Raw genomic sequence first — 22,786 nt, 5'->3', positions numbered from 1 at the left:
TTTCACGTGCAATGACTTCAATGACTTAGGTGTCGGTGGAAAAAATAGACCTGAAAAGTGGCAGACAATTCAGTCAAAATGGCCCTGAATTGCCTGTCCTTTCAAACAGCAACCGAAGTACCCGACCCTAGCCGCACTTAGAAAAGCCGCAATTGGCACAGGTCATGCACCCTTCAACCATACGCATCTCGAAGCTTCCGCAGCTGGAACACGACTTTCCTCTCTTCTGTCCGACCACTGCAACTTGCGCTTTGGGATCCGATTTGAGACCAAGCCCTTCGCCACCGATGAACCCGATCTCGACCATATGCTGCTCGATCACACCGCCAATAGCGGCAAGGATCGATGGAATGTAGCGTCCCTCAATCCACGCTCCGCCGCGCGGATCGAAAACGGCCTTCAGTTCTTCGACCACGAAAGATACGTCGCCGCCTCTCCGGAACACGGCCGATATCATGCGCGTAAGGGCGACGGTCCAGCTGAAATGCTCCATGTTCTTGGAGTTGATGAAAATTTCAAAGGGCTGACGGCGGCCATTGGCGTCTATATCGTTTATCGTGATGTAGATCGCATGCTCGCTATCCGGCCATTTCAGCTTGTATGTTGCACCGGTCAATTCTGCCGGGCGATCAAGCGGTTCTGTCATATAGACGACGTCGCCTTCAACTTGCAGTCCGTCTGCAACGGCGGCCTCTGGCTTGGCCTCCTCAGATACGCTTAGAACACTTCCGGTGACGGCATTCGGGCGATAGGTCGTACATCCTTTGCAGCCCTGGTCCCATGCCGCCATGTAGACATCCTTGAAGGCTTCAAAGCTGATGTCTTCGGGGCAGTTGATGGTCTTCGAAATCGAACTGTCGACCCATTTCTGAGCAGCAGCCTGCATGCGCACATGGTCAAGCGGTGGCAGCGTCTGCGCGTTCACAAAGTACTCTGGCAGCGGGCGATCGCCATATTTCTCGCGCCACATTTGAACCGCGTAGTCGACCACTTCTTCTTCTGTCTTGGATCCATCTTTTTGAAGAACCTTGCGTGTGTAACTATAGGCGAACACAGGCTCGATCCCGGATGACACGTTGCCAGCATAAAGGCTGATTGTCCCGGTCGGCGCGATGGACGTCAAAAGAGCGTTTCGGATGCCGTTCTTGGCGATTGCCGCGCGCACATCCTCATCCATTTGTGACATGGTGCCGCTGGCCAAGTATGGTTCGGCATCAAACAAGGGAAAGGCGCCCTTTTCGGCTGCCAAATCGCTTGATGCCAGATAGGCGGCGCGGGCGATAGCGTGCAACCAGCGGTCCGTTTGCCGCGCCGCTTCCTCTGACCCGTAGCGCAGGCCCACCATCAGCAAAGCGTCTGCAAGGCCTGTCACACCCAGCCCGATCCGCCGCTTTGCCTGTGCTTCTTGTGCTTGCGCTTCCAGCGGGAACCGGCTGGCATCCACCACGTTGTCCATCATGCGCACAGCGGTGCGCACCAGATCATCAAGCGCAGCTTCATCAACACACGCCGTGTCGCTAAACGGGTCCGCAACAAGTTTTGCCAAGTTAATGGATCCTAGCAAGCACGCCCCGTAAGGGGGCAGGGGCTGCTCACCGCAGGGATTGGTCGCCGCGATTTGCTCGCAATAGTTCAAGTTGTTCGCGGTGTTGATCCGATCGATGAAGATGACACCGGGCTCGGCGAAATCAAATGTCGATTGCATGATTGCATCCCAAAGATCGCGTGCGCGGACGGTCTTGTACGTTGCGCCTTCGAACACGAGATCCCAAGATTTGTCTGCCTTGACGGCAGCCATGAAGTCGTCCGTGATCAAGACCGAAAGGTTGAACATCCGAAGACGTGCGCCATCCGACTTGGCGGTGATGAAGGCTTCGACATCTGGGTGATCGCAGCGCATCGTTGCCATCATGGCACCGCGGCGCGAGCCGGCTGACATGATCGTCCGGCACATCGCATCCCACACATCCATGAAAGACAATGGGCCCGATGCGTCGGCCGCAACGCCCTGTACGGGGGCGCCCTTGGGGCGGATGGTCGAAAAGTCGTACCCGATGCCGCCGCCTTGCTGCATTGTCAGTGCGGCCTCGCGCAGCATTTCAAAGATGCCGCCCATGCTGTCGGGGATCGTTCCCATCACAAAGCAGTTGAACAGTGTCACGCTGCGGCCGGTTCCAGCCCCCGCAATGATCCGGCCCGCAGGCAAGAATTTGAAATCGTCCAAAGCGTCACGGAATTTAGGCTCCCAAGCTTTGGGGTCATTTTCCACGGCGGCGAGCGCTTTTGCGATCCGCGCCCAGGTGTCTTCGACAGACGCATCAAGGGCGTTGCCTTCCGCCGACTTGAGGCGGTATTTCATGTCCCAGATGGCTTCGGCGATGGGGGCGGAAAAACGGCTCATGGCGGCTCTCTTTGTTCAGCGGGAAGGCCTTGCAAGGTAGCTTGCCAGCCTGCCGAATTCAACTATTTTCCACCAGATGAAGGGGTGCACAAATGTCTGACCACATAAATCTGGTAAAGCTTTGCGTTGGCGCGGAAAAGGTCGAGGACCTTTTGGCCTGGCAGGCACAACGCGCGGCGCAGAACGGTCTGGGCGTGCCTCGGCACGTTACCCGAATGTGGCCAAAGCGGGACGCCGAACTGCTGAATGGCGGTTCCTTGTACTGGGTATTCAAGGGGGTGATTCTGGCTCGTCAGACAATACTGCGTCTTGATGCGGTCATGGGGGAGGACGGGATCAAACGATGCGGGATCGTTCTTGACCCGGAAGCGGTTCGCACCGCTCCCAGTCCCCGAAAGCCCTTCCAGGGATGGCGATATTTGCGCCCTGAGGATGCGCCACCTGATCTACGAGCGGGGCGTTCGTCGGAAGATACGTTGCCACCCTCGCTGGAAACGGCATTGGCTGAGATTGGGGTTTTGTAACTTTAAGGCCGTTCGTCGGTATCAGACGGGTTAGGGCAAATTGCACACTCAGCGCGCCTTGTTTTCAGCTATGGAGAGGGCAGCCCTTCGGTGCCGGGTCGCGCGACTTAGGGCAGGATTAGTCACCTGCTTCAAAAGCAAAGGTGCTTGGTCGCAGCGAATTTGTATGAGAAAACCCGCAACAGAACAAAGCTGTTGCGGGTTTTATTGTTTTGGTCAGGCCAGAAAGTCGACTAGTCCGCTGTCAGCAAGGGCGGTTTCTTGCTGGACAGGCGCGCCTTTTCCGGTGGCAGTGTCTGAAGATGAATCTCTCCATCGCGTACTTCCACGCGGACGATGCCACCCTTCGCAAGGTTCCCGAAAAGCAACTCTTCAGCCAATGGCTTTTTGATGTACTCTTGGATCACGCGGCCAAGTGGGCGAGCCCCCATTTTGTCGTCATATCCTTTGACGCCTAGCCATTCGGCGGCTTCTGGCGAAAGCTCGATCGACACGTTGCGATCCATCAGCTGCGCTTCCAGTTGTAGAACAAACTTCTCGACCACCTGCATGATGACTTCCTGTGGCAGCGGACGGAAGCTGATCACAGCATCAAGGCGATTCCGGAATTCTGGTGTGAATATCCGCTCGATTGCAGCAGTGTCTTCTCCTTCGCGCCGATCACGACCGAATCCGATTGCAGCCTTGGCTTGCTCGGCTGCGCCCGCATTCGAAGTCATGATCAGAATGACGTTGGAAAAATCGACCTGACGACCATTGTGATCGGTTAGTTTGCCGTGATCCATTACTTGCAGCAGGATGTTGTACACATCCGGGTGCGCTTTCTCGATTTCATCGAGTAGCAGAACGCAGTGCGGATGCTGGTCAATTCCGTCCGTCAGCATTCCGCCCTGATCAAAGCCCACATACCCCGGAGGAGCACCGATCAGCCGTGAAACCGCGTGCTTCTCCATGTACTCAGACATGTCGAACCGAAGCAGTTCAACACCAAGGGAGTCGGACAACTGTTTGGCTACCTCGGTTTTGCCAACGCCTGTCGGCCCAGCGAAAAGGTAGTTGCCGATCGGCTTGCCGGCATCACGCAAGCCAGCGCGGGACAATTTGATTGCTGATGAGAGCGCGACGATGGCGTCATCCTGACCAAACACAACACGTTTAAGGGTGTTCTCAAGGTCGCGCAGGATTTCAGCATCGTCCTTCGATACGTTCTTGGCTGGAATTCGGGCGATTTTGGCAATAACCGCTTCGATCTCTTTCGCACCAATGGTTTTACGACGACGGCTCTCCGACAGAAGGTGCTGGGCCGCCCCTGCTTCGTCGATCACATCAATCGCTTTATCGGGAAGTTTACGGTCGTTGATGTACCGCGCCGACAATTCAACTGCCGTTTTGATCGCCTCTGAGGTGTAGCGTATATCATGATGCGTTTCGAAATAGGGCTTGAGGCCCTTCAGGATTTTCACAGTGTCGTCGACCGAAGGCTCGGACACATCGATCTTTTGGAACCTGCGACTCAGGGCGCGGTCCTTTTCGAAATGCTGACGAAATTCTTTGTACGTGGTCGATCCCATGCACCGAAGTTTCCCGCCCTGCAGTGCGGGCTTGAGCAAGTTCGACGCGTCCATTGCACCACCGGACGTCGCTCCTGCACCGATAACGGTGTGAATTTCGTCGATGAACAAGATCGCATCCGGGTGTTCTTCCAACTCGGATACCACAGCTTTCAAACGCTCTTCGAAATCGCCGCGATATCGCGTTCCAGCAAGCAATGCACCAAGGTCGAGGGAATAGATCGTGGCCCCGGCCAACACTTCGGGCGTTTCACCCTGTACGATTTTACGCGCTAACCCTTCGGCTATCGCAGTTTTCCCGACACCGGGATCCCCAACCAATAGCGGATTGTTCTTGCGGCGACGACACAATACCTGAATGCACCGTTCCACTTCAGACTCGCGACCGATCAAGGGATCAACTTCCCCCTTTACGGACTTGGCGTTCAGATCCACGCAGTACTTTCCAAGAGCGGATTCCTTGGCTTCGGGCTCAGCCGTCTGCGTTGTTTCCTCTTCGTAGTCGGTCGCGCCCTTTACCGGACGGCTTTCACCAAAGCTTGGGTCTTTTGCGACACCATGGGCAATGAAATTCACGGCGTCGTAGCGGGTCATTTCCTGCTCTTGCAGAAAGAACGCCGCGTTGCTTTCGCGTTCAGCGAAAATAGCCACCAACACATTTGCGCCTGTGACTTCTGTACGGCCCGATGACTGGACGTGAATTGCAGCGCGCTGGATAACTCGCTGGAACGCAGCCGTTGGAACGGCTTCGGACCCCTCAACATCTGTTTCCAGTGTCGAGAGTTCTTCGTCGATGAATTCCACCAGTGTGGTTTTCAACGTTTGCAGGTCCACACCGCAGGCTTGCATTACCTTCGCAGCGTTCGGCTCGTCTGCCAAGGCGAGCAAGAGGTGTTCAAGCGTGGCCAATTCATGGCGGCGGGAATTCGCCAAGGCCAGAGCCGCATGAATTGCTTGTTCAAGCGTGTTCGAAAATGACGGCACGAGGCGTGCTCCTTTCAGACGGGGCGGTGACGATGCACGTCACAACCGTGGGCTCATGATCTTAAAGTTTGGTTTTCCTGCGCAGTCTTCAAGTCTTTTTTCCTCACCGTGTCGGCATTGGGCTTTGATTGGTGGTCGAATTGCTCTTCTGCGCAGGCGTCGCAAGGAGTGCTTAAAATTTAATCAAAAAGCATCTTTTAGGGCTCTGACCTTTGCAAACACATCTGCGTCGCTTGCATTTGGCAACCCAAGCGCGGCCTTGAGCGCGGGTTCTGAAGCTTGCAGAAATGGATTTGTGGCTTTCTCAAGGCCAAGTTCAGACGGAACAGTGGCAAGCCCTTTTGACCGCGCGGCATTGATTTCAATGGCGCGCGCCTTGAGCGCGTCGTTTTCATGGCCAAGGCTAAGAGCAAAGGCCGCATTGGATTTCGTGTATTCATGACCCGAACAAACAACAGTTTCATCCGGTAGTGCGGACAAAGTTTTGAGGGTTTGCCACATCTGTTCTGGTGTGCCCTCGAACAAGCGCCCGCATCCCATTGCCATAAGGCTGTCACCGGAAAACAGAATTTTGGATGCGCTCATAAAATAGGCAATATGCCCAATGGTGTGCCCGGGAACGTTGATGATTTGCACGCTTTCGCCGCCAAAACTTTCTTCATGACCGGGTGTCACAGCTCGGTCCAGGGGGGGCAGGCGGCTTGCATCTTGAGCTGCGCCCCACACACGGGCGCCCGTCAGGCGCTTGAGTTCCGCAACTCCACCGACGTGGTCGTGGTGGTGGTGTGTCAACAATATGTCACTCAACGTCCAGCCGCGCGCATCCAGCGCGGATTTGATCGGGGCGACCTCTGGCACATCAACAACGGCGGTTGCGCCGCTGGTTTGATCGTGGACTATAAAGGCATAGTTGTCTGAAAGACAGGCAACGGTGACCAGAGTGAGGGGCATGGTATTTCGCTCCGCTTTGGGTACTGTCGTTCGACGCTACGTCGGCAAGCAAGGGCTTCGCAATGCATCTCGACGTTCAGGACCTGAAAACTTTCTATTACCGCACGCGGCTTGGGCGTGCGGCGCAACGGGTGATCCGAGATCGTGTCGTCACCCGTTGGCCGAATACCAAAGGCCATACGGTTGTGGGCTTTGGCTTTGCGGTCCCGCTGTTGCGGCCTTTTTTGGTGTCTGCGCGCCGCGTGATTGGCCTTATGCCGGCACCGCAAGGGGTTATGGCCTGGCCCGTCGGTATGGAAAACGTATCTGTTCTTTGCGAAGACGCCGTCTGGCCGCTTCCAACGGGGCTCGTTGATCGGCTTGTCATCATGCACGGACTTGAGACCTCGGAAAATCCGTCGGCTTTGCTCGACGAAGCGAGCCGTGTTCTTGGCCCAGGCGGTCGCGTGTTGTTGATTGTCCCCAATCGGGCCGGTCTGTGGGCGCGAAGTGACCAGACGCCCTTTGGCTATGGTCGCCCTTACAGTCTTGGACAATTAGAGGCCCAGCTGAAGCGGCACGGATTTCGCGCAGAAGGTCATGAGGTCGCGCTCTTTCAGCCACCATCGCATCGAAAATTCTGGCTCAAGAGCGGTCCGTTTTGCGAAAGCGTCGGCCATCGACTGTCAAATACATACGCGGGCGGGGTGTTGATTGTTGAAGCGGTCAAGGAAAGCGCCCAGGCCAGCGGGACCCCTGTGCGAGACGGGATGCCGGACCCGTTGCGCGTTCTTGATGGCATGAGGCGGCCTGCTAGCGTCAGTTTTGCTGCGCCCGAAGAGGGCCCCTGCGTGGCAGGGAATCATCGTCCGGCAGCTTTGGACTGAGATAAATTGTTCGTCCGGTGTTGCGCATAGGGTCGCACCCGGCGAAAAACCCCTATTCATTGGCTATCGTAAGCCATTGTGCGGCAGTTGAGCGGTTGCCTGCGTAGATGGGCTTTGCTACACCCACGCTGATTTTGACGGCATCGTGAACATGCGGGCCGCAGACCTCGCCCGGCCTGTATGTTCAGGTTTGGGCCAAGACATCGAAAGGGTGGACGTGTCCGAACCAGCTTCGATCTCCACAGGCATAGCTGCGCGCTATGCCAAGGCCATGTTTGAATTGGCCCAGTCCGACAATCAGGTCGACGTGCTCGAATCCGATGTCGACACGCTAGATGCTGCTTTGCACGAAAGCACGGAATTCGCCGCGATGGTTCATTCGCCGCTCTATTCCCGCCAGGTGCAGCAGGATGCCATGACCGCGCTTTCCGGCGGCATGGGGTTGTCGACTCTGATGACCAACACGCTTGCTCTGATGGCGTCCAAGCGTCGCCTTTTCGTTCTGCCGCAACTTGTCCGCGTCTTGCGCGACATGATTGCCGATGAAAAGGGCATCGTCACTGCCGAAGTCTCCGCCGCAACGGCGCTGACCGAAGAGCAGACTCAGAAACTTGCCGACACGCTGAAAGCAAACATCGGTAAAGATGTAAAAATTAAAACGATCGTCGATGAAAGCCTCATCGGTGGTCTTGTCGTTAAAGTGGGCTCGCGGATGATCGACCTGTCGGTCGCCGCCAAGCTTGCGAACCTCCAGCATGCAATGAAAGAGGTCGGATAACATGGGAATCCAGGCAGCCGAAATCTCTGCTATCCTCAAGGAGCAGATCAAGAACTTCGGACAAGAAGCAGAAGTCGCCGAAGTCGGCCGCGTGCTGAGCGTCGGTGACGGGATCGCACGGGTTTATGGCCTCGACAATGTTCAGGCCGGTGAAATGGTCGAATTCCCCGGTGGTATCCGCGGGATGGCTCTGAACCTCGAAACCGACAACGTCGGTGTCGTGATCTTCGGTTCGGACCAAGACATCAAAGAAGGCGATGTCGTAAAGCGGACCAACTCGATCGTGGACGTACCAGCAGGCAACGGTCTGCTCGGCCGCGTTCTGGACGGTCTGGGTAACCCAATCGACGGCAAGGGCCCATTGGACACCAGCGAACGCCGCGTGGCGGACGTGAAGGCGCCGGGCATCATCCCGCGTAAATCGGTTCACGAGCCGATGGCGACTGGCCTCAAGTCCGTGGACGCGATGATCCCGATTGGCCGTGGTCAGCGCGAGTTGATCATTGGTGACCGCCAGACCGGTAAAACGGCTGTCGCGCTCGACACCATTCTGAACCAGAAGTCCTATAACGAGGCGGCTGGCGACGACGAAAGCAAGAAGCTCTACTGCATCTACGTCGCGATCGGCCAGAAGCGGTCAACTGTTGCGCAGTTGGTGAAGAAGCTCGAAGAAACCGGTGCGATTGACTACACGATCGTTGTTGCTGCAACGGCTTCCGACCCTGCGCCCATGCAGTTCTTGGCGCCTTACGCTGCGACGGCTATGGCCGAATTCTTCCGCGATAATGGCCGTCACGCGTTGATCGTGTATGATGACCTTTCCAAGCAGGCTGTGGCGTATCGCCAAATGTCCCTGCTTCTGCGTCGCCCACCCGGCCGTGAAGCCTACCCCGGTGACGTTTTCTACCTTCACTCCCGCCTGCTGGAGCGTTCGGCAAAGCTGGGCGACGATCATGGCAACGGCTCGCTGACGGCTCTGCCGATCATCGAAACCCAAGGCGGCGACGTTTCGGCGTTTATTCCAACCAACGTGATTTCGATCACCGACGGTCAGATCTTCCTTGAAACCGAACTGTTCTACCAGGGCATCCGTCCTGCGGTGAACACCGGTCTGTCGGTTTCGCGCGTGGGCTCCTCCGCTCAGACGAACGCGATGAAATCTGTCGCGGGTCCGGTCAAACTGGAACTTGCCCAGTATCGTGAGATGGCAGCATTTGCGCAGTTCGGGTCTGACCTTGATGCGTCGACGCAGCGGCTTTTGAACCGCGGTGCGCGTCTGACCGAACTGATGAAGCAGAACCAGTATTCGCCGTTGACCAACGCAGAAATCGTCTGCGTGATCTTTGCCGGTACAACCGGTTTCCTTGACAAAGTTGCTGTCAAGGATGTTGGTCGCTTCGAAGCGGGCCTGCTGGCGCATCTGCGCAGCAACAACAAAGATCTCCTGGATTGGCTCACGAACGAAGATCCCAAAATCAAGGGTGATAACGCGGATCGTGTGAAGGCTGCTATTTCAGAGTTCGCCGAGAGCTTCGCGTAAGCGGGGCCGGGGGAACGCTGAATGCCAAATCTCAAGGATCTCAAAAATCGGATCGCGAGTGTCAAAAGCACTCGCAAGATCACGAAGGCTATGCAGATGGTCGCGGCGGCAAAGCTCCGCCGCGCCGAAGAGGCAGCCGAAATGGCGCGCCCCTATACCGAGAAGTTCACCGATGTCATGTCGACACTTGCGGCATCCGTCGGGAATAGCCCCAGCGCACCTGCGCTGCTTCGCGGGACAGGGTCGGAAGATACGCATCTTCTTGTTGTCATTACTGCGGAACGCGGTTTGTGTGGCGGCTTCAACTCGTCGATCGTGAAGCTGGCCAAACTTCAGGCAGCGGAGCTTGTTGGCAAGGGCAAGACAGTTAAGATTTTGACTGTCGGCAAGAAGGGTCGCGAACAACTGCGTCGTGATTTCGGCCAGTATTCGGTCGGCCACGTCGACCTTTCCGACATCAAGCGGGTCGGTTACGTCAACGCGCAGGACATTGCGCGCGACGTACTTGCACGCTTCGATGGCGGGGAATTCGACGTATGCACGATCTTCTTCTCGCGCTTCGAATCCGTGATATCGCAGGTGCCGACGGCACAGCAGATCATCCCGGCTACTTTTGATGCTGAGACCACAGAAAGCGGAAAACTGTCCGACTACGAACCGAGCGAAGAAGGCATCCTTGCCGATCTTCTGCCACGGGGCGTCGCCGTTCAGATCTTTGCAGCCCTGTTGGAGAACGCAGCATCTGAGCAAGGTGCGCGGATGTCCGCAATGGACAACGCAACCCGTAACGCCGGTGACATGATCGAAGATCTGACAATCGAGTATAACCGCTCGCGTCAGGCTGTCATCACCAACGAGCTTATCGAAATCATCTCGGGCGCCGAGGCGCTCTAAAGAAACCGGAGAAACCACAATGGCTAACGCACAAGGCAAAGTGGCCCAGGTCATCGGCGCCGTTGTCGACGTGCAGTTCGACGACGAACTGCCGGCAATTCTGAACGCGCTCAACACAGAGAACAACGGTAAGAAACTGGTTCTCGAAGTTGCCCAGCACCTCGGCGAAAATACGGTTCGCACAATCGCGATGGACGCGACCGAAGGATTGGTTCGTGGCGCGAAAGTCGAAGACACGGGCGCCCCTATCTCGATCCCTGTCGGCGACGGCACACTGGGTCGCATTCTGAACGTGATCGGCGAGCCCATCGACGAAAAAGGCCCGGTTGAGGCGTCGGAAACACGCGCAATCCACCAGCCGGCCCCTTCTTTCGAAGCTCAGGCAACAACCTCTGAGATCCTGGTTACAGGCATCAAGGTTATCGATCTGCTGGCACCTTACGCCAAGGGTGGTAAGATTGGCCTGTTCGGCGGTGCCGGCGTGGGCAAGACGGTTCTGATCATGGAACTGATCAACAACATCGCGAAAGTGCACTCGGGTTACTCGGTGTTCGCAGGTGTTGGGGAACGGACACGTGAAGGGAACGACCTTTACCACGAAATGATCGAATCCAACGTTATCAACCCAGACGATCTGGCGTCGAGCCAGGTGGCCCTGGTCTACGGCCAGATGAACGAGCCGCCAGGAGCCCGTGCGCGTGTTGCTTTGACAGGTCTGACCCTGGCCGAGCAGTTCCGCGACCAATCCGGGACCGACGTTCTGTTCTTCGTCGATAACATCTTCCGCTTCACGCAGGCGGGTTCCGAAGTTTCGGCTCTTCTTGGCCGTATTCCTTCTGCTGTGGGCTATCAGCCAACGCTGGCGACCGACATGGGTGCTCTGCAAGAGCGTATCACGTCGACCAAAGCTGGCTCGATCACGTCGGTGCAGGCGATCTATGTTCCTGCGGATGACTTGACCGACCCTGCGCCTGCGACGTCGTTTGCGCACCTTGATGCGACAACTGTTCTGTCGCGTGCGATTTCGGAACTCGGCATCTATCCTGCGGTTGACCCGCTTGACAGCTCGTCGCGTCTGCTTGACCCGGCCGTGATCGGTCAGGAACACTATGACGTGGCCCGTGAAGTGCAGGGTGTTCTTCAGCGCTACAAGTCGCTGCAGGATATCATCGCGATCCTCGGGATGGACGAATTGTCGGAAGAAGATAAGCTGACCGTTTCCCGTGCACGGAAAATCCAGCGCTTCCTGTCCCAACCGTTCGACGTTGCGAAAGTGTTCACCGGCTCTGACGGCATTCAGGTGCCGATCGAAGTCACCATCGCGTCCTTCAAGGCCGTGGTGAACGGTGAGTATGACCACCTTCCCGAGGCAGCCTTCTACATGGTTGGCGGTATCGAGGACGTGATCGCAAAGGCCGAAAAACTGGCCGCTGAAGCCGCCTAAGGGGAACTTTGATGGCCGATACAATGCAATTCGACCTCGTGTCGCCGGAGCGGAGCCTGGCTTCGCACCCGGCGACGGCGGTGCAGATCCCGGCCGCCGAAGGCGACATGACCGCGATGCCCAACCATGCACCGGTTCTTACAACGCTGCGGCCCGGTATCCTCACGGTAACCGGACCGGACGGCAAATCAGAGTATGCCGTCACTGGCGGCTTTGCCGAGATCACGCCAGAAGGGCTGACCGTTCTGGCCGAAGGCGCTTATGAACGGCACGCTGATCATCGCGCCGCGATTGAGGCACATCTTGAAGAGGCGCGTAAGGCCGCGTCAGAAGTCGCTGGCGAACATAAGGATACGGCAGACAAATTTGTCGCCGATCTGGTTCATCTTCTCGACCACATGCAGTAAAACCGTGCCTTCGGGCGCATCTTTCGAAAAATTCCCTTGCCCCTCACAGGGCGAGGGTTTTTTTTGGCCAAATAGTATCAGCGCATCTGAAGATGGACCGCATCTAACCAAGGAAGCACATTCATGAAGAACATTGTAACTGCTTTGCTGCTGGTGTTGGGGCTTGTCCTTGCAATGCCCCTGCAGGCTCAGGACGCGGCAGAACCCGCTGCAGAAGAAGGGCCGACATTTCCGGCTGTTTTGACAGACACAGGGCTGTCTATCGAAGAAATGAAACTGCGTTTGATCCCGCTCACGGTGGATCAACTTGAAGCCCTCGCGCAGGAGTGGCTTGGAATTGTTCAAACCCAGACACAAGCCGTTGCGGATGCGCAGATCGCGGTTTTGAACGCAGGTGACAATGCTCCCGATGCGCTGCGTACGCGTGTGGAGGAATTGTCCGATGAACGCCAACGCGGATTTGCGCGGTATTCGTTGGTCGTGGATGGCTACCAAAAAAAGGGTGGCGATGAAGCGACGGTCGATCAGTTCCGCGCCTACCGTACGGCCATTATCGTCGAAGAAAAGCAAAACGCCGACCTTCAAACCCTGGCCACGCAAGCCCTTCGCTGGGCCACACAGCGGGACGGCGGTATTCAACTGGGTATTCAAGTCGGAACAGTCGTGGCAGCGTTCCTCGGGTTGCTGATCGTAGCGAAGACAGTGCGCGGTTTTGCACGCCGCGGGTTTGGCAAAGTGCGCAACCTCTCCAAGCTGTTGCAGGCATTTCTGTCGCTGGTCGTGTACTGGATCACCATGGCTTTTGGTCTGATGATTGTTTTGTCCATGCTGGGCATCGACATCACCCCGGTCTTCGCTCTTGTCGGTGGTTTGTCCTTCATTGTCGCCTTCGCGTTCCAAGACACACTTGGCAATCTTGCGGCCGGCCTGATGATCATGTTCAACCGACCATTTGACGAAGGCGACTATGTGACAGTCGCTGGTACGGGCGGTACGGTCAAATCGGTTTCTGTCGTGTCGACGACGGTCACCACCCCGGACAACCAAGTCATCGTGATTCCGAACTCCAAGGTTTGGGGCGACGTGATCACCAACGTGACTGCATCCACCACGCGGCGCGTCGATTTGGTGTTTGGCATCAGCTATGAAGACAGCATCGCGGATGCGCAGCGCATCCTTGAAGAGGTCGTGCATGCCCATCCTTTGGTTCTTTCTGATCCAGAACCGGTCATTCGGGTCAACGCTCTTGGTGCAAGTTCGGTCGACTTCATCTGCCGCCCATGGGCCCGTAGCGCGGATTACTGGTCGATCTATTGGGATCTGACCCGGCAGGTAAAAGAAGCATTTGACGCGGCCGGCATCTCCATCCCGTATCCTCAGACCGACATGCACCTGCATGTGCGTAACGCTGCTGCGGCAGCGACCCTGACTGGTCCAGAGGCCAGCGGTGATGGGATTGGTCGCCCCAAGGGCGCGCCTGACTTTGGTACCGGGGATGACGGCGCCGATGCCGACAGCGGCGACGGGCGCGACTGATCGAATGTTGGGGCCGGGCGCTTTGGCGCCCGGTTTCCCCTTTATGTGATCCGCGCTGTAAGCCGATCACACCCAGCACCTACAACACGGTGCAAAATCAAAGTGAGCACAGCCAGAACCGCGAGCGCGGCGAACATCAGGTCTATCTTGGCCCGCCCGTTTGCAAGAAGCATCAGGTAGCCAAGCCCTTGGCTTGCTCCGACCCATTCCCCAATGATCGCCCCGATGGGCGCATAGACAGCCGCGAGTCGCAACCCTGACGCAAGCGAGGGCAGGGCGGCAGGCATACGCACGCGCCACAGCACCTGACGCGGTGTGGCCTGCATCGATTTGGCAAGGTCAAGCCACCCGCGCGGTGTGCCCATCAGCCCATCATAAAAGGCCGATGCGACGGGGAAATAGATGATCAGGACCGCCATCAGTATCTTGGAGCCGATCCCATACCCAAGCCACAGCGTCAGAATAGGCGCGAGCGCAAACACCGGCAGTGCCTGTGTCAAAACCAGCACCGGGCGCAGGAAATGGCGCGCAAAGGGCGATGTCGCCATGTGCAGGGCCGTCGCCGCGCCGAGAATTGCGCCCAGAATAAGCCCTGCGATCACCTCGGTGAAGGTTACGGCGGCGTGCCAGCCGATAAGCGCGGCATTGTCCCACAGCGCGCCGGCCACACGCAGGGGGCCGGGCAGGATGAAAGGCGGCAGTCCCGCGAATGTCACCAGCGCCTGCCACAAACCGAGCAAGACGCACGTCACCACCGCCCCCGTTCCGATACGTGTCATCATTCCGGTGCCCTCAGCCGCGCCAGAAGCGCTGCGCCATAGGCCAATGTGTCAGGATCATCGGCCGGGCGGATTGGTGGCGGGCCACTCGGTTTGGGCAGCAGGTGAAGGCGCGTGCCTTCCATAAGGTATACTTTGTGACCCAGGCGTGCGGCTTCCATAGGGTCGTGGGTTACAAGTAACACAGTGCGCCCGGCCAGTTGTGCTGCGGCAAGGTCTTGCATGTCGGCCCGGTTGCGTGCGTCGAGCGCCGAAAACGGTTCGTCGAGCAGAACGTAGTCTTTGTCTTCCATGAGGGTTCGGGCAATCGCGGCGCGTTGCCGTTGTCCGCCTGACAATTTGGATGGCCGTTTGGTGGCGTGCTGGGCCAAACCCAACCGGTCGATCAATCGGTCGATGCGTACCTGATCAGGGCGCTCGCCGCGCAGCCGTGCGCCCACCGCGACGTTGCCGCGCAGATCGAGCCATGGCAGCAAAAGATCATCCTGCGCCATATACGCCACGCGCCCCTCCACGTCTTGGCCGTCACTGGCCGCGATCGACCCATCGAATTGGGATCCTGTGTCCAGCCCTGCAATCAGGCGCAACAACGTCGATTTTCCAGCGCCGGAGGGACCAAGCAGGCAAGTCCACCCGCCGGGAACCAAGTCAAGTGTGACCTCTTCCAGCAAAGGCACGGTGCCAAATCGTACATCACCGGTCAGAGTAAGCCCCGGCGCAGACCCGCGTGCGCGCTTGGTCTCTGCCGCGCCGTAGGTCACTTGGCGGCCCAGCCCATCTGCCAGAACCCTGCCTCAAGCCGCACGGCTGTCGTGAACCGTTCCGACAAGCGGCCCCACCGGGGGGAGGCCGCGTGATCTGTGCCAATCCGCCGGTCAAGCGCCCCATCGATCAATGCGCCGACATCCCGGCACAGCTCCTGATACTCTTCGCCGCCATAGGTTTCGACCCACTCCAAATAAGGTGCGGCGGGCCCTGCGACCTTGAGCCGTGCGCCGATCTCGCCATAGCCGAGCACGCAGGGTGCCAGTGCTGCCAGAAGGTCGCACAAATCGCCGGCAAGCCCAGCTTCAATCACATAGCGCGTATAGGCCAGGTTCTCGGGCGCTTCGACGATTGCCTCAAGCGCGGTCGCATCGATCCCTTCGCGCGCGCAGATTTGGCGGTGCAGGGCCATTTCTTCGCCCAAAAGGGCTTGAACGGTCGCTGAGGCTGCATTCATTTCGGCCAGAGTCTCAGATTTGACCACAGCCAACGCCCAAGCGCGCGCAAAATGGATCAGGAACACATAATCCTGCGCCAGGTAGTGCAAAAAGGCGGAACGGGGAAGGGTGCCGTCACCCAACCCATCCACAAAGGGATGCGCGACATATGCATCCCATTCTTGGCCCGCCGCGCTGCGCCAGAGGGCAAAGGCGCGTCCATAGTCGGGGATCATTGGGCGCCAAGATCAATGGCGAGATCACTGACCGGGCGGATATTATTGATTAGACCTGCCTCATGCAGGAATGCTTCGAACTTGGCATAGCGGCCTGAATCCAGCCCGGCTGGGGTCAGCGAAAGGCGCGGCCAAGTATCGGCCCACGCCCGCGTGTTCAACTCGTCCTGCAGTTCACGGGCTGTGCCGGAAAACACCTCCCATGCGGCGTCCGGGTTGTTGACAATGTATTGTGTGGCCAGTTCCGTGGCCGCCAGAAACCGCCGGATTTTGTCTGCGTCCATGGTGTCGGGGTTGGCGACATAGATCAGTTCATCATAGGCCGGGATGCCGTTTTCTTCGAGGTAGAAGCAGGTGCCGGGCACATTTTCGATGTCCATCTGGTTCAGCTCAAAGTTCCGAAATGCGCCCAGCACGGCATCAACCTGCCCTGCCATCAGCGCAGGCGACAGCGACCAGTTGACGTTTACCAGCGTGATGTCGTTCATCGTCAACCCTTCCTGAGCCAAGAGAGCGGAAAGAAGCGCCTCTTCAACCCCGGCGACCGAGAAGCCCACTTTGCGCCCTTTCAGGTCGGCCAGTGTTTTGATCGGGCCATCTTCTAGAACCAGCAGGCAGTTCAGCGGCGTTGCGACGAGCGTGCCGACTCGTACCAGCGGAAGCCCTTCGGCCACCTGAAGATGCAGTTGCGGCTGATAAGACACGGCAAGATCGGCGCGACCTGCGGCGACCATCTTGGGCGGGTCGGCGGGATCGGCGGGTGGAATGATCGCCACCTCCAAGCCTTGATCCGCGAAATAGCCACGTTCCTGCGCAACGATGATCGGTGCGTGATCGGGGTTCACGAACCAATCAAGGATGAGGGTCATTTCATCCTGCGCGGCGGCAGGGCCAGCCAGCAACGACACGAGTGATAGAACAAGAGCAGAAGGTTTCATGAAGGGCATCCTTTGTCAGGCGTCGCGCCAAAGCGCGTGAAAATGGTGTGTCGGGCCGTGGCCATGACCAACCGAAAGTTCGTCGGCTGCAGCAACGGCGCCGGCGACATAGGTCTTGGCGGCGGCAACGGCGTCTGTGTCGGACAGGCCTTTGGCCAACTCGGCCGCAAGGGCGGCAGACAAGGTGCAGCCGGTGCCATGGGTGTTGGTGGTGGCGTGGCGCGGGCCTGTAAACCAAAAGGCATCGTCTTCGATCACCAGAACATCGGGGCTGTCATCGCCTGACAGATGCCCGCCCTTGAGCAGAACGGCAGGGGGGCCAAGCGCGGTAAGGGCCGCAGCCTGTACTTGCATCATGTCGCGATCTGTCGCCTCGGTCGCGCCAAGCAGCACGGCGGCTTCTGGCAGGTTTGGCGTCAGGTGAGTGGCGATTGGCAGCAGGTGATCCCGCAGGGCAGCAACCGCATCGCCGGGTAAAAGTGGGGCGCCGCCTTTTGCCACCATCACGGGGTCGAGGACGATCGCGATGCCAAGATGTGGGCGCAGGGCATCCGCTACTGCGCTTGCGATTTCCGCATTGGCGATCATACCGATCTTGACGGCATCGACACGAATATCGGCAAAGACGGCGGCAATCTGCTCGGCCACGAATTCTGGCGGCACTGCATGCACGCCCGTCACGCCGGTGGTGTTTTGCGCGGTCAATGCCGTGAGCGCGGCCATGCCGAATACTCCGCGAGCGGAAAAGGCTTTCAGGTCAGCCTGAATTCCCGCACCGCCCGAGGGATCAGACCCTGCTATGGAGAGAACATTGCGGATCATGCGTGGCCCCTTTCAAATTGGGCGCGCAACTCGGCTGCGGCTGCTTTTGGGTCGGGCTGGCCACAAATGGCGGAAACCACAGCAACACCGACGCTGCCAGCCGCATGCGCCAGCGCAACATGGTTGGTCTTGATGCCGCCAATGGCGACTGCGGGAACCGGTGCTGCGGCGATCAGGCGGGCGAGCCCATCCCAGCCCACGGGCGCCTTGTGATCAAGCTTGGTCGGTGTCGCAAACACCGGGCCTGCGCCGACATAATCGACCACAGCGGGGTCAATGGCCCCTGCCGCATCTTCTGTTTCAACCGAAACGCCAAGAATTGCATCTGGGCCGATGACCGCCCGTGCCTTGGCGGCGGACAAGTCACCTTGCCCCACGTGCAGCCCGGCCCCCAGGGCGCGCGCGGCCTCGACGTCGTCATTGACGATGAGCATTGCACCTGTGCCGTGCAGCGCGTCCATCAAGGCGCGGCCCGTTTCGATCATGGCGGGGGTGCCTGCCGTCTTGTGGCGCAACTGGACCACACCCGCGCCGCCCGCGACCGCGAGACGCGCGGTTTCGACCATGCCGCGCAGGGCGCACAGGTCAGGGTCCAGCACAAGATAGACTGACAGATCGGGCAAGCTGCGCATATCAGGCGTCCGAAAGCGCAACCGTTTCAAGCGCGGCCGGTTGCAAATTGTAAAGCGCATCAACAAAGGCAACCTGGAAGCTGGCTGGTCCCGCTGCGCCGTCCTTCGCCATGTCACCCGCTTTGGCGAACAACGCCAACGCTCCGACGGTGGCGTCGAACGGATCATCCAGAACAGCGGCATAGGCCCCGACAAGACAGGTGAGCGAACAGCCCATCGCCGTGACCAGTGGCATCAAGGGCGACCCGCCCGCGATGCGCACCGCGCGTGTGCCATCGGTGACGAAATCTACCGCGCCAGTGACGGCGACAACGCCGCCCAGATCTTTGGCCAAGGCGCGTGCCGTGGCTTCGGCTGCAACGACTTCATCCCCGGCATCAGGGCCCTTGCTGGCCGTCTCGCCGCCGCCGAGAGCCAGCACTTCGGATGCGTTCGCGCGCAAAATCGTCGGGTTGCGGGCCAGCAGATCACGCGCAATGCCAGACCGCCAAGGTGACGCATAATGGGCCACCGGGTCGAACACCCAAGGCTTGCCCGCCGCCTGCGCACCGTCAATCGCCTTGTGCATGCCATCCACCCAATTTGGCGAGAGGGTCCCGAAATTGATGGTCAGCGCACCGGCAATCGCGGCGAAATCGGCTGACTCCTCTGGGGTGTGCAGCATCGCGGGCGATGCACCGGCGGCCAAAAGCACGTTGGCTGCGATGTTCATTGCGACATAGTTCGTGATGCAATGAACCAAGGGCGTTCCGGCGCGCATAGTTTGCAAAGCGGTTGCGGGTGATGTGGAAAGGGTCATGTCGGGCCTCCAATATTCGGAGAAGCCGGGCGGTGCGGCAGGTGCCGAAACCACACAAGACTTCCTCCGCCGGGACAAACCGGGTCAGGTTCAAAGGGTACTTCTCAGCCCCGTCGGGGCGCCCCTGTCTTGAGAAAGGGATAGATCACAGCCCAGCAGTCCTGTCACGCGCGAAATTTCGTGTCCGAAGACGAAGTTCGTCGGGGGGAAGTTCGGCGGGGAGCGGTGTGTTTGGTTGCATCAAGGCAGTGCAGTGCCCTTAGGACGCACGCCATTGGCAAAGTGCCATCCGGAAGCGTCTTGGCAAACCCGGACCAAGACTTGCGTCCTGCGCAGTCACAAGGACACGCCGTTCCCGTGGCGGGTGCGTGCGACGACCGTTTTGGCCGCCGCCGCGCAGTGTTGGGGATTTACCCGTATAGTGGCGCCTTTTGCGCCGTGGCGGGGCGTTTTCCCCGCCTGCCTTTTGGCCATCTCAGCGATAGAACAACAAAGTTAACGGAGAGTATGCATGAGACTGTTTTGCATATTTTTCGCTGTTCCCAAGGCGGTGCCGTCGGCCAAAGGGCCTTGCGGTGGGCTGCCCGCTGTGGCCTGTTTCGATCAACAAACAACAAGGGGCCCTTTTTCATGACTGACACGCTGCCGCTGCTGACACCGCCAATTCAACCCGCGCGGCAGTTCACCGACGCTGCCGAAGCGGTAGCGTATCTGCATTCCTTGTACGAAACAGCGCAGACGTTTTTGTCAGACGGGTTTACCAAGTCAATTCAGTCAGGTCGTCCCGAGGGACGCTATCGTGCGTTTTACCCCGAGATCCGATTGTCGATGTCCAGCTTTGCCCCGGTGGACAATCGGCTGAGCTTTGGACACGTTGTGCATCCGGGCGAATATGCCACGACAATCACCCGGCCCGACTTGTTTCATCACTACTTCATTCAACAAATCGGACTTGTTCAGAAAAATCACGGCGTCGCAGTAACCGTGGGCCCATCGGAGACGCCCATGCCGTTGCACTTTGCCATGGCGGGGCAGGCGGTCCCGCATGATCATGCACTGAAATTTGCCCTGCGCGACGCGTTTGATGTGCCCGATCTGAAAACCACCAACGATGATATCGTCAACGGCGCATCGGGCGAAGGACCAGATGGAAGGTTCCCGTTAGCATTGTTCAGTGCGCAGCGTGTGGATTATTCGCTCGCCCGCCTGTCGCACTATACCGCAACGGAAGCAGAGCATTTTCAAAACCACGTTTTGTTCACCAACTACCAGTTCTATGTGGAAGAATTCGAGGCGTTCGCGCGCCGGATGCTGGCTGATCCAGAGAGCGGTTACACATCGTTCGTTGGCCCCGGCAATGTGGAGATCACCGCACCTGACATGCCGCTGGCTGCTCCGGCAAAGCTGCCGCAGATGCCGACATACCACCTGAAGCGCGGCAAGAACGCGGGGATCACGTTGGTCAATATTGGGGTCGGGCCAAGCAATGCGAAGACCGCGACAGATCATATCGCCGTCCTGCGGCCCCACGCCTGGCTGATGGTCGGGCACTGCGCTGGCCTGCGCAATTCGCAACGTCTTGGCGATTTTGTCCTTGCTCATGCCTATCTTCGCGAAGATCACGTCCTGGACGAGGATTTGCCGGTTTGGGTTCCCATTCCACCCTTGGCAGAAATCCAGATCGCTCTGGAAGATGCGGTGGAACAAATCACGCAACTTCAGGGGTATGAGTTAAAGCGGATCATGCGGACCGGCACCGTGGCGACCATCGACAACCGCAACTGGGAATTGCGCGATCACTCCGGGCCGGTGCACCGTTTGAGCCAAAGCAGGGCGATTGCCCTCGACATGGAAAGCGCAACAATCGCGGCAAACGGGTTCCGGTTCAGGGTGCCTTATGGGACGCTTTTGTGCGTTTCAGATAAGCCACTCCACGGTGAATTGAAACTGCCCGGAATGGCCAGCGATTTCTATCGCACACAGGTTTCGCGCCATTTGGAAATAGGTATACGCGCGATGGAGCTTTTGCGCGAAATGCCGCTAGACCGGATTCACTCCCGAAAGTTGCGTTCATTTGAAGAGACAGCGTTCCTTTAGCGACCAGAAAACCCGATTTTTTGCGCTTATCCCCAATAAAAAAAGGAACAGTCGTTGTGTCCGCGAATCTTCTGCCGCTAAAGTGTGGCGATACGAAACAAACAGGCATGGAGACTCGAATGAGCAAGCCGATGACAAAGGCCCAACTGGTTACCGCAATCGCCGAAGAAATGGACGCGGACAAAAAGACCGCTGGTGCTGCACTCGACGCGATCACATCATTGATCACGCGTGAAGTTGCACAGGGCGGTGCGGTGACCCTGCCAGGTGTCGGCAAGTTCTACTGCCGGGAACGTCCCGAGCGGATGGTGCGCAACCCAGCCACCGGCGAGCAGATCAAGAAAGAGGCCGACAAGGTGGTCAAGATCACCGTTGCGAAGGCCCTTAAGGATAGCGTGAACGACTGAGGTCGTTCTGGCATCCGCCGATTCAGTATGAGAAAGGTCGCGCAGGACGCGGCCTTTTTTGTTGGAGTGTGACAATGGACTACAAAGCCGTCGCAATGGGGCTGGCCTTTGCCTTTATGTGGTCCTCGGCCTTTACATCTGCGCGGGTCATTGTCGCGCAGGCGCCCGCGCTGCCCGCGCTTGCACTGCGGTTCTTCCTGTCGGGGCTTTTGGCGGTCATCATCGCACGGGCGCTTGGGCAAAGCTGGCACCTGACGCGGGCGCAGTGGCGGGCCACGATTGTTTTCGGCATTTGCCAGAACGCGTTGTACCTTGGTTTGTTCTTTGTCGCCATGCAGACGCTTGAAGCGTCCTTTGCAGCCATCATAGCCTCGTCAATGCCGCTATTGGTGGCTCTGGCCGGTTGGTTGGGAAAAGGCGAACGGTTGCGCCCACAGGCGGTGGCGGGCTTGCTGGCCGGGTTGAGTGGCGTGGTCCTGATCATGGGCACGCGGGTGTCTGGGGGGGCTGATCTTTTTGGACTGGGCCTTTGTCTGGTTGGGGTTCTGGCACTGACGGCCGCGACCCTGTCGGTGCGCGGCGCGTCTTCGGGCGGCAATGTCGTAATGATCGTTGGGCTACAAATGCTGGTCGGCAGTGCGGGCTTGATGGTGGCTGTGGCGTTCACCGGGATCGCCCCTTTCACGATCACACCAAGCCTGCTGGCCGCCTTTGCCTATACGCTTCTGGTTCCGGGCCTTGCGGCCACGTTGATCTGGTTCGTGCTGGTGAACAGGATTGGCCCCACGCGGGCCGCAACCTTTCACTTCCTCAACCCGGTCTTTGGCGTGGCAATTGCGTTCATGATTCTGGGCGAGCAGGTGCACCTGCTCGATGTCGTGGGCGTCGTGATCGTAACATTGGGTATTCTGGCCGTGCAGTTGTCCAAAACTGTGCCTTCGCCCCCGTCGTGACCGGTCGGGGGGCAGGGCGCGCTGG

General features: G+C 58.4%; 21 protein-coding genes and 1 riboswitch. Of the genes, 11 read left to right on the top strand and 10 right to left on the bottom strand.

Translation table 11 applies throughout. From position 1 onward, the window contains the following. Window positions 1–127 precede the first annotated feature (127 nt). Entirely contained in the window at window positions 128–2,401 is a 2,274-nt protein-coding gene (locus E2L05_RS00370) for an adenosylcobalamin-dependent ribonucleoside-diphosphate reductase (RefSeq protein WP_133340907.1), read from the bottom strand. 92 nt (window positions 2,402–2,493) lie between these two features. On the opposite strand from E2L05_RS00370, the gene E2L05_RS00365 reads away from it, so the two are divergent. Continuing rightward, a complete protein-coding gene (locus tag E2L05_RS00365; protein ID WP_133340906.1) occupies window positions 2,494–2,925 on the top strand; it encodes a DUF1489 family protein in 432 nt (143 codons plus the stop codon). 233 nt (window positions 2,926–3,158) lie between these two features. Here the strand turns inward: E2L05_RS00365 and clpA are convergent, their stop codons facing one another. Together clpA and gloB are read right to left on the bottom strand one after the other, a co-directional pair. After that, a complete protein-coding gene (gene clpA, locus E2L05_RS00360) occupies window positions 3,159–5,480 on the bottom strand; it encodes an ATP-dependent Clp protease ATP-binding subunit ClpA (protein ID WP_133340905.1) in 2,322 nt (773 codons plus the stop codon). A 183-nt stretch (window positions 5,481–5,663) separates the two neighbouring features. Beyond that, window positions 5,664–6,431, bottom strand: coding sequence for a hydroxyacylglutathione hydrolase (gene gloB, locus E2L05_RS00355; protein ID WP_133340904.1), 768 nt, complete (start codon window positions 6,429–6,431; stop codon window positions 5,664–5,666). Window positions 6,432–6,493: 62 nt separating this feature from the next. On the opposite strand from gloB, the gene E2L05_RS00350 reads away from it, so the two are divergent. The 7 genes from E2L05_RS00350 to E2L05_RS00320 all read left to right on the top strand — a co-directional run bounded on the left by E2L05_RS00350 (window position 6,494) and on the right by E2L05_RS00320 (window position 13,896). Continuing rightward, window positions 6,494–7,297: a class I SAM-dependent methyltransferase gene (locus E2L05_RS00350; protein WP_133340903.1), complete on the top strand. Its 804-nt coding sequence runs from the start codon at window positions 6,494–6,496 to the stop codon at window positions 7,295–7,297. Window positions 7,298–7,514: 217 nt separating this feature from the next. Continuing rightward, a complete protein-coding gene (locus tag E2L05_RS00345) occupies window positions 7,515–8,075 on the top strand; it encodes a F0F1 ATP synthase subunit delta (RefSeq protein WP_133341002.1) in 561 nt (186 codons plus the stop codon). Between the two features lies 1 nt (window position 8,076). After that, entirely contained in the window at window positions 8,077–9,615 is a 1,539-nt protein-coding gene (gene atpA / locus E2L05_RS00340) for a F0F1 ATP synthase subunit alpha (RefSeq protein ID WP_133340902.1), read from the top strand. Window positions 9,616–9,636: 21 nt separating this feature from the next. Then, complete coding sequence (locus E2L05_RS00335) at window positions 9,637–10,509, top strand: F0F1 ATP synthase subunit gamma (protein ID WP_133340901.1); 873 nt, start codon at window positions 9,637–9,639, stop codon at window positions 10,507–10,509. A 19-nt stretch (window positions 10,510–10,528) separates the two neighbouring features. Beyond that, on the top strand, window positions 10,529–11,953 hold the full coding sequence (atpD, locus tag E2L05_RS00330) for a F0F1 ATP synthase subunit beta (RefSeq protein ID WP_133340900.1): 1,425 nt from the start codon (window positions 10,529–10,531) through the stop codon (window positions 11,951–11,953). Window positions 11,954–11,964: 11 nt separating this feature from the next. Beyond that, window positions 11,965–12,360: a F0F1 ATP synthase subunit epsilon gene (locus E2L05_RS00325; RefSeq protein WP_133340899.1), complete on the top strand. Its 396-nt coding sequence runs from the start codon at window positions 11,965–11,967 to the stop codon at window positions 12,358–12,360. Between the two features lie 123 nt (window positions 12,361–12,483). Beyond that, a complete protein-coding gene (locus tag E2L05_RS00320; RefSeq protein WP_133340898.1) occupies window positions 12,484–13,896 on the top strand; it encodes a mechanosensitive ion channel family protein in 1,413 nt (470 codons plus the stop codon). Window positions 13,897–13,937: 41 nt separating this feature from the next. Here E2L05_RS00320 and E2L05_RS00315 read toward each other — a convergent pair whose 3' ends face one another. From E2L05_RS00315 to thiM, 7 genes are read right to left on the bottom strand one after another with little or no spacing between them, the layout of a single operon-like run. Continuing rightward, window positions 13,938–14,675, bottom strand: a complete 738-nt coding sequence (locus tag E2L05_RS00315) for an ABC transporter permease (RefSeq protein ID WP_133341001.1) — start codon at window positions 14,673–14,675, stop codon at window positions 13,938–13,940. Beyond that, the gene (locus tag E2L05_RS00310) at window positions 14,675–15,436 is read right to left on the bottom strand and encodes an ABC transporter ATP-binding protein (RefSeq protein WP_133340897.1); all 762 of its coding nucleotides are present in this window, start codon (window positions 15,434–15,436) and stop codon (window positions 14,675–14,677) included. Before E2L05_RS00310 ends, E2L05_RS00315 begins: the two co-directional genes overlap by 1 nt. After that, entirely contained in the window at window positions 15,433–16,113 is a 681-nt protein-coding gene (gene tenA / locus E2L05_RS00305) for a thiaminase II (RefSeq protein WP_133340896.1), read from the bottom strand. Before tenA ends, E2L05_RS00310 begins: the two co-directional genes overlap by 4 nt. Beyond that, window positions 16,110–17,051 carry an ABC transporter substrate-binding protein gene (locus tag E2L05_RS00300; RefSeq protein WP_133340895.1) on the bottom strand — a complete coding sequence of 314 codons (942 nt, stop codon included), beginning with the start codon at window positions 17,049–17,051 and terminating at the stop codon, window positions 16,110–16,112. Before E2L05_RS00300 ends, tenA begins: the two co-directional genes overlap by 4 nt. Window positions 17,052–17,066: 15 nt before the next feature. Then, window positions 17,067–17,873: a bifunctional hydroxymethylpyrimidine kinase/phosphomethylpyrimidine kinase gene (gene thiD, locus E2L05_RS00295; protein WP_133340894.1), complete on the bottom strand. Its 807-nt coding sequence runs from the start codon at window positions 17,871–17,873 to the stop codon at window positions 17,067–17,069. Continuing rightward, a complete protein-coding gene (gene thiE / locus E2L05_RS00290) occupies window positions 17,870–18,505 on the bottom strand; it encodes a thiamine phosphate synthase (protein ID WP_133340893.1) in 636 nt (211 codons plus the stop codon). The genes thiD and thiE overlap by 4 nt, the downstream gene beginning before the upstream one ends. A 1-nt stretch (window position 18,506) precedes the next feature. Then, window positions 18,507–19,304, bottom strand: coding sequence for a hydroxyethylthiazole kinase (gene thiM, locus E2L05_RS00285; RefSeq protein WP_133340892.1), 798 nt, complete (start codon window positions 19,302–19,304; stop codon window positions 18,507–18,509). Window positions 19,305–19,348: 44 nt separating this feature from the next. Beyond that, window positions 19,349–19,440, bottom strand: a riboswitch (TPP riboswitch). 494 nt (window positions 19,441–19,934) lie between these two features. Here thiM and E2L05_RS00280 point away from each other — a divergent pair. From E2L05_RS00280 to E2L05_RS00270, 3 genes are all read left to right on the top strand, one after another. Continuing rightward, window positions 19,935–21,401, top strand: a complete 1,467-nt coding sequence (locus E2L05_RS00280) for an AMP nucleosidase (RefSeq protein WP_133340891.1) — start codon at window positions 19,935–19,937, stop codon at window positions 21,399–21,401. A gap of 119 nt (window positions 21,402–21,520) precedes the next feature. Then, a complete protein-coding gene (locus tag E2L05_RS00275; RefSeq protein WP_133340890.1) occupies window positions 21,521–21,808 on the top strand; it encodes an HU family DNA-binding protein in 288 nt (95 codons plus the stop codon). Between the two features lie 74 nt (window positions 21,809–21,882). Then, window positions 21,883–22,761, top strand: a complete 879-nt coding sequence (locus tag E2L05_RS00270; protein ID WP_133340889.1) for a DMT family transporter — start codon at window positions 21,883–21,885, stop codon at window positions 22,759–22,761. The last annotated feature ends 25 nt before the right edge of the window (window positions 22,762–22,786 follow it).

The sequence above is a fragment of the Meridianimarinicoccus aquatilis genome (assembly GCF_004358675.1).
Lineage (GTDB): Bacteria > Pseudomonadota > Alphaproteobacteria > Rhodobacterales > Rhodobacteraceae > Meridianimarinicoccus > Meridianimarinicoccus aquatilis.
The sequence above is the reverse complement of the archived record's forward strand: the minus strand, read 5'-3'. Positions and strand labels throughout refer to the sequence as shown.